Genomic DNA, 14,067 nt, shown 5'->3' with positions numbered 1-14,067 from the left:
TCGCTCCTACTTATAGGCAACAGTGAAATCCTGCCTGCGCACTCCAGATATTTAACTTGACGCAAGAGATTACGATCATCATATTCATGAAAATATTATGAGCGTCATGTGTAAATCTCCATCACTGCACCGAGCTCGCGAACCACAGTCTTGGCGTTTGGCATCAATGCCTTTGCCCGCCAACCAAGCCTAGGAGAGGATGTATGGAAGCCAGAACTTCATTGGCGATTACAGCTACGCAACCGCACGCTTCCACACAACCATTGACCGGCAAAGTCGTGGCGCTGCTTGCAGGCCTGGCGGCGATCAGCATGCTGTCTACCAACATCATTCTCCCGGCGTTCGCGGATATCGGCAAAGACTTGGGCGTAACCGCTCGCGAGCTCGGCCTGACGCTGTCCAGCTTCTTCATCACGTTCGCCTTGGGCCAGCTGGTGGTCGGGCCGCTGGCCGACCGCTACGGGCGCCAGAAACTGGTGCTCGGCGGCCTTTCAGTGTTCGTGGTCGGCACCGTCATCGCCGGCCTTGCCACCACCCTTGATGTGCTGATCGCCGGACGCGTCGTCCAGGCGTTGGGCGTGTGCGCAGCCTCGGTGCTGTCGCGCGCCATCGCACGGGATCTGTTCGAAGGCGAGACGCTGGCCCGCGCCCTGTCGCTGACGATGATCGCCACTGCCGCGGCGCCGGGTTTTTCGCCGCTGGCTGGCAGCGTCCTGTCCGTCACGCTCGGCTGGCGAGCCATCTTCATCCTGGTGGGACTGGCCGCCGTGGTACTGGCCTTTTTCTACGTACGCGACCTCGGAGAGACCCATCCCGCCGATCGCCGGGCGCCGCACTCGGCCAAGAGCGTGGTGCTCGCCTATGGCAGATTGGCACTGGACAAGCGCTTCATCCTCCCTGCCCTTTCAATGAGCCTACTGATGAGCGGCCTGTTCGCCTCCTTCGCGGCGGCACCCGCCATCCTGATGCAAGGTATTGGCCTGACCTCGTTGCAAACCGGCCTGTATTTCGCCGCTACGGTATTCGTCGTGTTCGCAGCCGGCATGGCGGCCCCGCGCCTGGCGCATCGTCATGGCGCCCGAATCGCCACACTCGTGGGCATTGCCTGCGCCATGGCTGGCGGCGGCCTGCTGCTCGTCGGCCCAGCCGCGCCTGGTCTTGGGTGGTATGCCCTCTCGATGATCACCTTCCTGTGGGGCATGGGCCTGGCCAATCCGCTGGGCACGGCAATCACCATGGGGCCTTTCGGCAAGGAAGCCGGGATGGCCTCCGCATTGCTGGGTTTTCTCTCCATGGGGGCGGCTGCTCTGAGCACCTGGCTGGCCTCGGTCTTGAGCTTCGCGCCGGTCACGACGCTGGGTGGGATTCAGACGATGGCCTGCCTGGTGGCGCTGGTGCTGTTTCTGTTGCGGGGGCGCCTTTGAGGACGCTTTCTCGGCCAAGCCAAAAGCTCGCCTCCCTGCGCCAATCAGTACACCGGCCAGGTTTCAACAATCTTGCCACCGCGCACGGCCAGCAAATCACCAAATTGCAGCAGCACGGATTCAGTCTGGGTCGGCCGTAAAAACACCTGGTCCTCCACGTTCAACCCTACGGCCAGGGAGCCGTTGACCATTTCCTGATTGGAGCTGCGACCATAGAGCTCATTGCTTTGCAGCCCCTTGGGTGACTCGAACTCGGCCATCCAGTTACCGCCGTAGAGGAAGAATGTTGCGCGCTGGTTAGGGTCCCACCAGGAGAACAATCGGGACTTGTCATCCAGGGCTGGGAAATTGACGGGGCCAGTGCTCTTTAGCACCGGCGTTGCGATAAAGGCCGCCGGCACATGCTCGACCAGCGATGGCAGGTCGTAATGGGTCGGCTTGAGAAACGCCGTTCCCACCGAAACCTCGCTGCTCAAGCGTTCCTGCTCATGTATACCGTAGCTGGGGCTACCGGCGGTATTGAGCGTGAGCCCTTCGTGCCAAAGTGCAGGGAAGTGTTCACGCAGGTCATTCACATGGCCGTTGTAAATGACCATCACCTTGTCGAACAACGCCTGGGACGAACCGAGGACCCTGGGCACGCCCATGCCGACAAACGGGTCATACCCCATGAAGCCTGAAAATTCGAGCTGCTGCGGATGCGCACTGATCAGCGTCAGCATCTCGCCGAGCACCGCGTGGTCAGCGACTCCGCCACGGTGCAGGCCGACATCCAGCTCGATATTGACCCGCATCCGGATGCCCAGGCCTTGCGCCAATGCCAGGTAATCCATCAGCCGCCGGGGGGTATCGAGCAACCATTGCAGTTGCCTGGAAGGGTCGAAGGCGCCCTTGTGGGTTTGGTAAAACACCTCCGCCGAGCGTACCGGTAAAGGCTTGCCGAGCAAGATGTCAGCCTCGGGAAAGGTCACCGCGTCGTGATTGAGAAACGGCTGATGAAACGACATCAGCCGCCGGGTATCGGTACGTTTGGCGATGTACGCCAACAGCCCCGGTGATGGCAGGGATTTCTCCACCAGGCGCAAGTGTTTACCGGCGCGTGTAACGGATTGCGTGACCACATTGATATTGTGATCGAGCAGGTCCAGGTCAATCAGCATCACGGGGCGCATCGGCCCATGGCGCTTGAGCTCCTGGTTCAACGCGCGGAAGTACTCGTTGTAGGGGCTGCCCCGATCGCTCGGACGCAACAGCGCCCCCGCCCCGACCATCAATGCACCCACTCCGGCGGTGCCGAGCATAAAGGTTCTACGATTCATCAGGACGCTCCCTCTGCGTGCGCAGTCAGGTGCACGTTACGGCAGCGCTACCCGACTGTTGAGGCTATGGGAGGTCAGAAAGGGGACTTTGGCGGCCAGGCTTTGATCGAATCCGGCTAGACCCTGGACGTTGCAATGAACCCTGTGATGGCCGCCACCACATCGGCGCCCCGTTCAAGATAGGGCACATGGCCGGCGTCCTCGATGAACTCGCCGCGTGCATCGGGCAGTTGCTGGAGCAGGTTGTCCAGGGTCGCCGGCAAGAATACCTGGTCATGCCGGCCCCAGATCACCAGCGTCTTGGCAGCGATCTGGGGCAACCGTTCGAGCAGCACGTCCAGGCCTTCGCGACGGAAATCCTCGACGACCCGCTGCACAGCGGCAAACCTCGACTTGCCGCTGGCCGCCATGGCCTGGGCCAAGCGCCCTCCTACCTCGGGCGGCGCCTGGAACACCAGGCTCCAGAAGCGCTTCATCTCTTCGACCGTACGATAGCCAAACACCGTGCCCGCCCCTTGCAGGCTGGCTTTCAACGTGGGGCTTAGCGCTTGCTCGCCCAGACCGGCAGGCGCCAGCAAGACCAAGTGACTGACACGCTGCGGGTGTTTGGCGGCATAAAGGCCGGCCACGCACCCGCCCAAAGAACTGCCGACCAGCACGAAGGAACCCTCGACGAGGGTATCCAGCAGGCCTTCGAGTTCCGCCAGCATTGCCAGGGGACCAAAGCCGGCACCCGCCTCATATACGGATTGGCCATGCCCCGGCAAGTCGACGAAAACGCAGTGGTGATGGCGCGCCATGCCCAGCATCGCAGCGCCCCACTGATCCTTGCTGGCGCCCAAACCATGGAGCATGACCAGCGTCGTCCGCTGTTGCCGTGCAGGGCTTTGCAGATAGGCCAGGCGTCCATGTTTACCGGTGTGCCAGCGCAGTTTCAAACCGAACTGCCAGCGGTGGACCAGGCGCAAAGTGCCGAGCAGCAATCGATCAACGCGGTTCATCCGCCACTCCTTGCCCTTTGCTACCGGCCTTGAGAAAGAATCTTGCCGGCAGGCGCAGTTGGCATAGCGCCACGCCTGACAGCGTCAACACGGCGCCGATCACCAGGCGCTGGCTGAAACCTTCGGCGAGCATGACCTGGCTGACAGCGATCGCGAACACCGGCACCAGAAGCAGGTACGGGCTCAGTTGCTGCATCGAGTTGCGACCGAGTAACCAGAACCACAGACCGAACCCCAGCAGACCACCACTGAGTGCGGTGTAGAGCACCGCCCACCACGCCTGGGCGCTGGCCGTGTAGACGCGCGTCCATTGCTCGCCTTCCTGGACGAACGACCACAGCAACAGTTGCGGTGCGGCGATGACCGCGGTCCAGGCACTCAAGGCCAGCGGGTCCAGTGGCCCGAGACGCTTGGTCAACACTGACCCGGCAGCGAATGCCAAGGCCGCCAGCGCCACCAGCAACATGCCGATGAACGTCCCGCCCGCCGATGGCGTAGCCAATAGCACCAGGACACCGGCGAACGCCAGCACGATGCCCGCCAGGAGCCGCAGTTTCAGGACTTCCCCCAATAACGCGAATGCCAGGACGAGGGTAAACGGTGCCGCCAATTGATAAATGATCGCCGAGGTAGAGGCGTCTACCCGAGCGATACCGCAATACAGCAAACCGAAATGCAAGGTCCCGGTAATCGTGGCGATCAGGGCCACGGACGCAAACTGCTCACGCTTGACGCGTTTGAGCAGCGGCAGGAGAAACAGCGCCATGATCGCGTAGCGCATGGCGACCATGAGGATAGGCGGCAACTCGGCGCCGCCGATTTTCACTGCAGTGACCTGCGCGCCCCAGAGAAACGCGACCAGTAACGCGAGCAATGAGTCTTTCAATGGCATGACAGTTATCCCTTCTGAAATTGAATGGGCCGCAGGATTCTTTCCGGCTTGCCTGTCGCAAGGGCTGGGGGGTTAAGTCGACAGTGGTGCTCGCAGAGCCGGTCCAATGTCTCGCGCAGGGCCTGCTCCGCTTCAGGATCGTGGGCCAGTTGGGTCTGGAAGCACGGCGGAAATCCCGAGCCGACCAGAATCATTTTGTTGAGCAGCACGTTCAGCGCGACCTGGGAGAAAACCGCCGTGTGTCCATAGCGTCGGCCGACGACCGCAATTGCCGCGAGTTTGTCGCGCAGCGGACGCTCCCGAGGCCGCAGGAAGCCATAGCCGACTCGCTCCAGAAACGCCTGGAAGCGACTGTTGGTGCCGTAGGCATGCATGACGGGGAGATAGAGCACCGCATCGGCGCGGTCCAGCCGCGCCACCAACTGCCCGACGTCGTCCTGCACTTGGCAGTCCTGGTCGGAACAGGCGTTGTCGGCGTCGCAGTAGTCGATCCGGTAATCCTTGAGCCAGATGTCATCGACCGCGACCTCCTCGCCCAGGTGGCGGCGCACCAGCGCCACCACCCGTGCACTGACACCACAAGGTCGGCTTGACCCGACAATGATGGTCAGATTCATGATTCAGGACGCCTCCCGCAACCCTTCTTCGCCAGCCAGGTAGGCGCGCAAAGCCTCTTCCATCAACTGCCCGGTCAGCCAGAGCGTGACGCGTGCCACTTCCTTGATCTGACGACGATCTGCTTCGGTCTTCACCGCACGCTGCATCGCCATACGTACTTCCTCGGCGTGCTTCTCGTCGATGGTCGAGTGGGCGACGAAGAAAGTCATCTGCTCATCCTTCAAGCCCAGGTCGGCACGGAACCGTTCCAGGATCGGTTGGATGTGCTCGTAGACGTCCTCGGCCCAGTAGCTGTAGCCCAGGCGAGCGATCGGCCCCTTGCGGATGGCCACATCGTTGAGAAAGGCAATCAGTGCCTGGGTCGGCGCCAGGGGCGCCGGCATGGCTTGCGGCAACAGCCCGACCGACTCCAGGTCACGCAGCACCATGCGCTCGTGGCCCAGCTCTTCCAAGGCGTGCTTGTAGACGAAGCGCAACAGCGTCGTTTCCTCTGGATCGGCACTGAAGGCGCAGGCGGCCTGGTTCACCGAGTTGTAGCGGGTGTAGTGGTAGACCTGCAGCATGAGCTGTTGGTAGAGGGCTGGCGGCGTTGGGTTCTCCAGGCTGAATTTCCAGTAGGCGCCCTGCTTGATCTGGGCCCAGCCCGTGTCGACGATAGCGTCGAGTTCCTTGAAGAATGCTTGCATTTCAATTGGCTCCTTTAACATTGAGGTAAACACTTTCGAGTTCCAGGTAGACGAGGCTGTAGCGCCGCTCGACCTGTTCCCCGGTCCAGGTAACGTCATCCACCAGCACGCGCCCGCCCAGGCCGACATAGAGCGCAGCCAATTGGCCGCGGCACAGTGCCGAGATGAATCGCAGGTGAGTGTTGGCTTTCAGCCAAATGGCCGCTTGCAGGAGAAACATGCGCAGGTGCCGACCGCCGCGGTACCGCTCGTCCAGCACCAGGCGATTGGCATCGAAGGCATCCGTCGATTGTTCGAAATAGGCCTGCACGTCGACCGCTCGCTCGACAAAGCTCAGGCCATGACCCAGCGGCGTGACGCGCAACGTCCCGACCACTTCGTCCTTGTCCAGGTAGACCAGGTGATAGGACAAGGCGTCGCGCACCTGCTCCCTTCGCTCGAAGTCGTCCTCCCGTGCCGGGTTGGTCCCCAGGTAGCGACTCCTGAGTTGCCTGACGGACTCGAACAGTTCATTGGCGTTGTCAATCACGCGAACAGACAGGCTCATCGCTGACCTCACTGGCCTTGACGCTGATCGACGATGCGCGCTTCTTTCCAGCTGAACCAACTGCCAAGGTTCACATGCTCGGCCAGATCGCCCACCACCATGACCGTGGCATCGACCCCCAGCCGTTCGCGCAGGCGCTCCTTGATCAGCAGCACCAGACGTCCACGATCGCCTTCGAAGAAGCGCGACATTTCCAACTTGGCGATGACGGTGTCGCGATCATTGGCGCGACTGAGGATGATCTGGTAACCAAGGCATTGTTCGACGCCTTCAAGCAGCGCCTGCTCGATCTGTGCGGCCGAGAAGGCGCGATCGTTCAGTTGCACGGCATCCTTCACCCGACCGACGACCTTGACGGTCTGGCGCATCGATTGCGGATAGCCGGGGCGCGACTGGATCGAAACCAGATCACCCGTGCGGTAGCGAATCAACGGCTTGCTGCCAGGAATCAGCATGGTCACGCACAACTCACCGTCGCCGGTACAGCCCAGGCTTTCCCCGGACTTGGGATCGAGCACCTCGATGATGTAGTTGAGGCGATGCGGCACCAACTGGTCGTTGGCGTTGCAGGCCGCGATGATCATCGCTTCCTGGGAGCCATACAGGCTGTTGTAGGCCTGCGCGCCCCACAGGCTGTAGAGGTTGTTCTTCAACGCAGGGGTGCACAGCTCGCCGCTCATCATGAACGCACGCAGGGCGAAGTCCTCGCGTGGGTTCAAGCCTTGACGCTCGGCTTCCTTGGCCATGGCTAGCAAGAGTCCCGGCGCCGATGCGAGCACGCCGATCCGCAGGTCCTTGAGCAGTTGCAGCGCCTTGGGCCAACCGATCACCGGTGAGTGCGGCCAGATCTTGGCATTGCACAGGTCGAGCTGGGTGCAGACATCGCCCAGGGTGTCACCGAAGGAATGGACCTCGGTAGGTCCCATGATGCCGACCACGGTCTTTTCGCCCGGGAAATGCTTTTCGATCACGGCCTGGTAGGCCATGGCCAGTTGGCGATTGCTCGCGTAGCTCTCCTTGCGGTCCCGCGGGCATGGCGTGGCGGGCCCGGTGGTCCCCGTGGTCTCGTAATAGAAGATGCTGTCTTCCAGCGGGCCGGACAAGATGTCGAAGCCTGCTTCGCGTAGATCATCCTTGGTTGTGAATGGCAAGGTGGCGAGGTCATCCAAGGTCAGCGAACGCTCGTCGACCTGGGCAAGGTGCCTGGAATAGAACGGCGAGGACCGCTTCACGTGGCCGACCACTTCCCGCAACTGTGCCTGGTGCCAGGCCGCCAGCTCGGTGTCGCTGAGGACGTCGGTCCAATAGGCATGATGAATCGGATCGTACCGCTTCTTGAATGTCTCTAAATGCTCTTTCATTTCAGCCGCTCAGGTTTGATGGGTTACTGGAACTCAACGGCCGCTACGTTAGTAACAGAACTTACAAATACCCAGCTGAGCTATCTCGCAGTTGTGCGCGCACGAGTTTCTTGTTAAAAGCACGCGCGGCTACATACGCGCAGGGATAGCTCTGTCGACATTCAGAAATGAATGAAAGATTAATATGCCCTCAGCAGTTGACAGGCCCCAGGGCACGCTGGTAATTTCGCCGCACTGCCAATTATTCCCGCAGTGCTTAGCCAAGACTGGGATGTCTAAAAATGTACTATCACCTTTCTGCTATCAGTTCCTCCCACAGCTATCCCGACAGCTGTTCCCGGGCCATTCTGGCCATCTTCAAAAGCAATATCTGGCGTCGCTAATCTAGCGAAGACCGGAGCCTGTCTGCTGCCTGCCAGCAACGTCCTGATCTTTCCCCTCTGAAATCGAAGGCGCTCGCGTCTTGTGCCCTGCGCAACAATTGGCTGCAATCCATTGCAAGCTTTTTAGTGCGCGCGACATGAACAGCGTCCGTCCCGTCTATTCAGAATATCCGTCAACACGTATTTAAAGTGCCTGCGCGCTTTATATTCCCGTGGCGCTCTCTTAATCGAGCGCCTGAATCGTTACACCTTGAATATGGTATTAACCGTGAATAAAAATTTAATTGGCGTGAATGTTCTTCGCCGTGAAGAACGTCGACCTACGGATGCACTTGGCATATATGCAAATGCACTGGAACAACTCGGTCGCGAGTCTGTTTTCATTCTTGAATCACTGTCCGGCCCAAGCCGTGATCGCCGGGCGACGATCGTCGGGCTCGAACCGCTTTTCGAAGTGTGTATCGATGAGGGCCAGGCCCAACTGCGAGGCTGCGCCGCCCTGTGTGAACATTTGTCCGCCAGCCTGCGGCAAGCGGGCATGCAGGTCGATCCGGAACACAAGATCCATCTACCCGACAGCGAGGCTGCGTGGAACCTGCTCCGGGCGATCCAGGCAACGTTCCAACCGGCGTCCAATGCCCCTTCCAGCCTGGCCTTCTTCGGCTATTTCTCCTACGACTGCGTTCGCCTGATCGAGCGACTTCCCGATCTGGCCAAACAGACCTACGACTACCCGCTCATTGCCCTGTCGGTCTATCAGACCCTGGTTTACTTCCACAGCAATGGCATCGTCGAAACCCTGATCAATAACCACGATCTCTGGTCGCCACGCACGTTGGAGGACTACCCCTTCCTGAGCACAACCCCGGCATCCGAGGCGCTGGCCCCGCTACCGTACCCCGAGGGCTTCGAGGAAGAGCGCACGGTGACCCCGGAGCAATTCGTCGAGCGTGTCGAAGTGGCGATGGAGCACATCCGCGCCGGCGACGTCTACCAGATCCAGCTCGGTCATGAGATTCGCATCCGCTCGCAGGTTTCGCCGTTCGATGTGTACCAGAACCTGCGCCTGCGCAACCCTTCCCCCTACATGTACCTGGCCCACGTAGGCGGCATCGACTTGATCGGCGCCAGCCCCGAGCTATTCGTCAGGATCAAGGACGACTTGATCGAGATGCGTCCGATCGCCGGCACCGTGGGTAAGAAGCCTGGCGTCGATCCGACTCAGTTGGTCCTGGAGCTGACCCGCTCCGAGAAGGAGCGCGCCGAACACCTGATGCTCATCGACCTGTGTCGCAACGATATCGGTCGCGTGTGCCAGGCCGGCTCGCTGGAGGTCGATGAGTTCATGCTGGTGGAAGAGTACTCGCACCTCTACCACATGGTGTCGAACGTTCGCGGCTTGCTGCGCCCGGGCCTGGATGCCTTCGACGTGATCAAGGCCTCGTTCCCCGCGGGCACCATGTCCGGCGCGCCCAAGGTCAGGGCGATGGAGCTGATCGAAGGGATGGAAAGCAACCGCCGGGGCATTTATGCCGGGGCCCTGGGCCTGGTCGGTTTCGATGGCAGCGTCAACACCGCATTGTGCATTCGCTCGACGGTCTTCGATGAGGGTACGTACCACTTGCGTGCATCCGCCGGAGTGGTGGCCGATTCGGTGCCAGAGCTTGAGTGGAAAGAGACGCTGTACAAGATGGGTTCCGTCTATCGGGCAGTGACCGGCCAGGAGATCGCACTGTGAAAGTATTCTTGATCGACGCCTATGACAGCTTCGTCTTCATCATCAGCCAATACCTGGAACAACTGGGGCTGGAAACCCACGTCGAGCGTCACGACGTACCGGACCTCATCCAGCGCATTGAAGCGTTCTCACCGGATTTCTGCGTGCTGGGCCCTGGGCCTGGGCATCCGGCCGATGTGGGCTACATCGAAGTGATCAGGCACTTTCAGGGACGCCTGCCGCTGCTGGGAGTGTGCCTGGGTCACCAGGCCATCGGCCTGGCCTTCGGTGCCCAGGTTTGCCGGGCTCCTCACGTGATGCACGGCAAGGTGAGCACGATCGAGAACGACGGCAAGGGCGTCTATGACCACACCCAGGCACAGGCGATTCGGGCGACCCGCTACCACTCGTTGATGATCAGCGAGCAGCCATTACCCGACTGCCTGGAGATCACATCCAGATCCACGGACGACGGCTATGTCATGGGCGTGCGCCATCGCCACCTGCCGGTGGAAGGCGTGCAGTTCCACCCTGAAAGCATCCTCACCGAAAACGGCCTGGACCTGTTCCGCAGCTTCATCCGGTGTCACGTGCACAAGTGATCCATCCGGAAGGGGCATGCGCCCCTTCCTTCCCCATACTGCGACTGCGTCATTCCTGCTACAACGAGAGCGATCCGTTTATGGACAAACACCACTCCCCCGCCTGCGGCCGGACCCAGGCCGAGCGTGCCGCTACGCTGGCCGCCTTCACGAGCCTCGCCAAGGATGCCAACCGTTGCGATTGGGAGCGCCTGCTGAACAAAGTGCTGCGCCAACTCGGCTTCGGCAGCTACCTCATCAGCCTCGGGCCGGCAACGCCGAGGGATACCGACCCTCTCGCTGGCCTCATCACCACCTTTCCCAAACGCTGGCTGGAACACTACCGCTGTGATGGGTTGATCGAGATCGACCCGATACTCAGGCACTGTCGACGCGAGCTGGTGCCGCTTTTCTGGGACAGCGAACGACGGCGCGCCCGGGGACGCTCCCGGCATTTCTGGGAGCAACGCGAGCTACACGGCCTGCGCAGCGGCGTAAGCATCCCACTGCGCTACGAAATGCTCAGGGGAACCTTGAGCGTGGCCTTCGACGACACACAGATCACCGAACAGAAGGGTTTTTCCAACCCTGCCGTCTACCAACTGTTCATGCTCATCCCCTACCTGCTCGCCGGGATACGACATCAATTGCAACGGCCTGCCCAACCGCGCCAGGACCTGACGCCCAAGGAAATGGACTGCCTGTACTGGGCCAGCGAAGGCAAGACCACCTGGGAAATCAGCCACATCCTGACCTGCTCCGAACGCACCATCGACTTCCACCTGCTCAATGCGCGACGCAAGCTGGGCTCGGTAAGCCGCCAACAGGCCGTCAGTGCTGCGGTGGCTTGTGGGTTGGTCATGCCGACCGTTGGAAGCGTGCACGATAGCGACCGGGGCTTTCGCCGGTCCATTTCTTGAAGGCACGATGGAAGGCGCTGGGCTCCTGAAAGCCAGTCTGCTCGGCGATGTCACTGATGCTGCTGCCGGTCTGGCGCAGCAGCTCGACGGCCAGCCCACGGCGGACCTCGTCCTTGATTTCCTGGAACGAACTTCCTTCGCGCTCCAAGCGTCGACGCAAGGTGCTGGGGCTCATCCGCAGGTCACTGGCGAAGGCTTCCAGGGTGGGCCACTGGCTGTAATGGCTGTGGCGCAGGCACTGATGAAGCCGGGTAGCCAGGCCATGCTGATTGCGAAAACGGATCACCAGCCATTGGGGCGCACTGCGCAGAAATACCTTGAGGGAGGCCAGGTCTTGAACGACTGGCAAGCGCAGGTAGCGGCTGGCAAATTCGATTTCCGTGCGCTCGGCGCCAAAGCTGAGGTTGGGCCCCCAGAGCAACGCATCGTCACTGAGGGACAGGCGCGACTGACGAAAGTCCGCGCGATCGATGGGAATGCGCCGCCCGCCCAGCCAACACAGCAGGCTGATCATCAGCACAAGGAAGGTTTCCTCACCAAAACGGCGGGCATCGGGATCCACCGAGCACGTCTGCAGACTGATCACCGCCCGCTTGCCGCGCACGCTGAGACTGCCGCGAAAATCCCGCAGGAACAATCCGAAGTTGCCCAGGCACTGGCGCAGGGCCTTGCCCAGATCGGGTTCCTGAATCAACCCCCGGCAAATCAGGGCAAAACTGCCGACCGGCATGCCGTGGGAATCCAGCTGGAAGAACTCGTCCTGCAATTCGCGAATCTGGATCAGCCACAAAGCGGCAAAAGCGCTCGCTGGAACCCGGGCCTCAGGCTGGCCCAGCAACGCTGGGTCGATGCCGGCCTCGGCCAGTATCGCCGCCAGCCGTTGAGGCTGGTCCCGCAGCGCGTGGATCATGGTGTGCACGAAGTAGACCGCGACCGAATCCTTTTCCCGCATAAACCCAGTTTCCCCACTTCCTCGATGGCAAAAAACGCCAGTATCGCTGAACAGTTATGGCATAGGCCCACCCAACGGCGACCTCTAGACTGGCGGCATTAAGGGGCCACGGCGCACCATCTGTCGAGCCCCACCAGCGGATCGCGTCCAGGGCCGGCCAGTGGCTGCACGCTTGGGCGCGCTTGAAAAAGGAAACATCCCACATGCATCTGCACACTATCGGCGTAATCGGCGCCGGCACCATGGGCAACGGCATTGCACAGGTCTGCGCCCTGGCCGGTTTCGAAGTGACCTTGCTGGACATTTCCACCAGCACCCTGGAAAAAGCCCTGGCCGCCGTGGCCAAGAACCTCGACCGGCAAATCGCCAAGCAGACCCTGAGCCAAGCGCAGAAAAACCTCGCCCTGGACAAGATTCGCACCAGCACCGACTACGCCAGCCTGGCCGGCGCACAACTGGTGATCGAGGCCGCCACCGAGAACCTGGAATTGAAACTGCGACTGCTGCAACAGGTCGCTTCTCAAGTCGGCAGCGACTGCGTGATCGCGTCCAACACTTCCTCGCTCTCGATCACCCAACTGGCCGCCGGCGTCAGTCATCCAGAGCGCTTTATCGGCCTGCACTTCTTCAACCCGGTGCCGGTGATGGGCCTGATCGAGGTGATTCGTGGCCTGCAGACCCACGACGCGACCCACGCCCTGGCCCTGGAAATGGCCCGGCGACTGGGCAAGACCGCGATCACCGCCGGCAACCGCCCAGGCTTCGTGGTCAACCGGATCCTGGTGCCGATGATCAACGAAGCCATCCTGGTCTTCCAGGAAGGCCTGGCCAGCGCCGAAGATATCGACGCGGGCATGCGCCTGGGCTGCAACCAGCCCATCGGGCCGTTGGCCCTGGCCGACCTGATCGGCCTGGACACCTTGCTGGCAATCCTTGAGGCCTTCTACGAAGGCTTCAACGACAGCAAATATCGCCCCGCTCCATTGCTCAAGGAAATGGTCGCCGCCGGCTACCTGGGACGCAAGTCCGGGCGGGGTTTCCATGCCTATGGCTGAGCGTTGCTCGCGCTTCGCCGAAAGCCGGGACAAGGCCTTGGAACTGTTCGCCAGCAAGGGCTTCGGCCAGGTCGGCATGCGGGAACTGGCGAGCCACCTGGGGCTGACGCCCGGCTCGCTGTATCACCACTACCCAAGCAAACAGCACCTGCTGGCCGACCTGATCGAGGAGTTTTTCGAAGAACTGCTGGCCACGCTCGGACGCATTGAACAGCAACCCCGGGACAAGCGCGGCAACCTGCAACGGTTGATCCGCGCCCACCTCAAGCTGCACCGGGAGATGCCCTGGCATTTTCGCCTGGTGGAGCGCGACAGCGGGTGCCTCAACCTCGAGCAACAACGGCGGGTGCAGCATTTACGCGAGCAATACGAACGGCGGCTGTTGCTGATGTTGGGAACGCCTCGGCGCCTCCCCTCCCGGGCAATAGCCGCAGCCGGCCACGCCATTGCCACCCTGCTCAACAGCGCGCCCAGTTGGCTGGCGCACCAACCCCTGGAGCAGCACGAACACGATGAGTTGCTGGAGAACCTGCTCGCTGGCGCCATAGAACGGCTGTTGGCGTCCAAGGTCGCCGCCGAACCGACATTGCGCGTCAGCGCGGCCTGAGCCA

14 protein-coding genes are annotated in these 14,067 nt (G+C 61.3%); 6 read left to right on the top strand and 8 right to left on the bottom strand.

Going from position 1 to position 14,067, the window contains the following annotated elements; translation table 11 throughout:
- The first annotated feature begins 203 nt into the window (after nt 1-203).
- The gene (locus tag BLU76_RS05210; RefSeq protein ID WP_092221755.1) at nt 204-1,424 is read left to right on the top strand and encodes a multidrug effflux MFS transporter; all 1,221 of its coding nucleotides are present in this window, start codon (nt 204-206) and stop codon (nt 1,422-1,424) included.
- Nucleotides 1,425-1,468: 44 nt separating this feature from the next.
- On the opposite strand, the gene BLU76_RS05205 is transcribed toward BLU76_RS05210, so the two are convergent.
- The 7 genes from BLU76_RS05205 to BLU76_RS05175 all read right to left on the bottom strand — a co-directional run bounded on the left by BLU76_RS05205 (nt 1,469) and on the right by BLU76_RS05175 (nt 7,848).
- Nucleotides 1,469-2,674 (bottom strand): DSD1 family PLP-dependent enzyme, encoded by a 1,206-nt coding sequence (locus BLU76_RS05205; protein ID WP_170867283.1) that lies wholly within the window; start codon nt 2,672-2,674, stop codon nt 1,469-1,471.
- 185 nt (nt 2,675-2,859) lie between these two features.
- Complete coding sequence (locus BLU76_RS05200; RefSeq protein WP_092221751.1) at nt 2,860-3,744, bottom strand: alpha/beta fold hydrolase; 885 nt, start codon at nt 3,742-3,744, stop codon at nt 2,860-2,862.
- Complete coding sequence (locus tag BLU76_RS05195; RefSeq protein ID WP_092142176.1) at nt 3,731-4,636, bottom strand: DMT family transporter; 906 nt, start codon at nt 4,634-4,636, stop codon at nt 3,731-3,733. Before BLU76_RS05195 ends, BLU76_RS05200 begins: the two co-directional genes overlap by 14 nt.
- Nucleotides 4,637-4,641: 5 nt before the next feature.
- On the bottom strand, nt 4,642-5,253 hold the full coding sequence (locus tag BLU76_RS05190) for a flavodoxin family protein (RefSeq protein ID WP_003200650.1): 612 nt from the start codon (nt 5,251-5,253) through the stop codon (nt 4,642-4,644).
- Between the two features lie 3 nt (nt 5,254-5,256).
- Nucleotides 5,257-5,940, bottom strand: a complete 684-nt coding sequence (locus BLU76_RS05185) for an iron-containing redox enzyme family protein (protein ID WP_092221749.1) — start codon at nt 5,938-5,940, stop codon at nt 5,257-5,259.
- A gap of 1 nt (nt 5,941) precedes the next feature.
- Complete coding sequence (locus BLU76_RS05180) at nt 5,942-6,487, bottom strand: GNAT family N-acetyltransferase (RefSeq protein WP_003200646.1); 546 nt, start codon at nt 6,485-6,487, stop codon at nt 5,942-5,944.
- A gap of 8 nt (nt 6,488-6,495) precedes the next feature.
- A complete protein-coding gene (locus BLU76_RS05175; protein WP_003200644.1) occupies nt 6,496-7,848 on the bottom strand; it encodes a phenylacetate--CoA ligase family protein in 1,353 nt (450 codons plus the stop codon).
- Nucleotides 7,849-8,499: 651 nt separating this feature from the next.
- On the opposite strand from BLU76_RS05175, the gene BLU76_RS05170 reads away from it, so the two are divergent.
- The 3 genes from BLU76_RS05170 (at nt 8,500) to BLU76_RS05160 (ending at nt 11,449) form a co-directional block, all read left to right on the top strand.
- Nucleotides 8,500-9,969, top strand: coding sequence for an anthranilate synthase component I family protein (locus tag BLU76_RS05170; RefSeq protein WP_092142182.1), 1,470 nt, complete (start codon nt 8,500-8,502; stop codon nt 9,967-9,969).
- The gene (locus BLU76_RS05165; RefSeq protein WP_063321726.1) at nt 9,966-10,550 is read left to right on the top strand and encodes an anthranilate synthase component II; all 585 of its coding nucleotides are present in this window, start codon (nt 9,966-9,968) and stop codon (nt 10,548-10,550) included. Before BLU76_RS05170 ends, BLU76_RS05165 begins: the two co-directional genes overlap by 4 nt.
- An 80-nt stretch (nt 10,551-10,630) precedes the next feature.
- Nucleotides 10,631-11,449 carry an autoinducer binding domain-containing protein gene (locus tag BLU76_RS05160; protein ID WP_063321727.1) on the top strand — a complete coding sequence of 273 codons (819 nt, stop codon included), beginning with the start codon at nt 10,631-10,633 and terminating at the stop codon, nt 11,447-11,449.
- On the opposite strand, the gene BLU76_RS05155 is transcribed toward BLU76_RS05160, so the two are convergent.
- Nucleotides 11,388-12,401, bottom strand: a complete 1,014-nt coding sequence (locus tag BLU76_RS05155; RefSeq protein WP_063321728.1) for an AraC family transcriptional regulator — start codon at nt 12,399-12,401, stop codon at nt 11,388-11,390. The genes BLU76_RS05160 and BLU76_RS05155 overlap by 62 nt on opposite strands.
- 203 nt (nt 12,402-12,604) lie before the next feature.
- Between BLU76_RS05155 and BLU76_RS05150 the strand changes: the two genes are divergently transcribed.
- Nucleotides 12,605-13,456 (top strand): 3-hydroxybutyryl-CoA dehydrogenase, encoded by an 852-nt coding sequence (locus BLU76_RS05150; RefSeq protein WP_092221747.1) that lies wholly within the window; start codon nt 12,605-12,607, stop codon nt 13,454-13,456.
- Complete coding sequence (locus BLU76_RS05145; protein WP_092142188.1) at nt 13,449-14,063, top strand: TetR/AcrR family transcriptional regulator; 615 nt, start codon at nt 13,449-13,451, stop codon at nt 14,061-14,063. The genes BLU76_RS05150 and BLU76_RS05145 overlap by 8 nt, the downstream gene beginning before the upstream one ends.
- Nucleotides 14,064-14,067 lie beyond the last annotated feature (4 nt).

Source organism: Pseudomonas sp. NFACC08-1 (genome assembly GCF_900106735.1).
GTDB lineage: Bacteria > Pseudomonadota > Gammaproteobacteria > Pseudomonadales > Pseudomonadaceae > Aquipseudomonas > Aquipseudomonas fluorescens_Q.
Note: the sequence above shows the minus strand (reverse complement) of the source record. Positions and strands in the feature narration are given on the sequence as shown.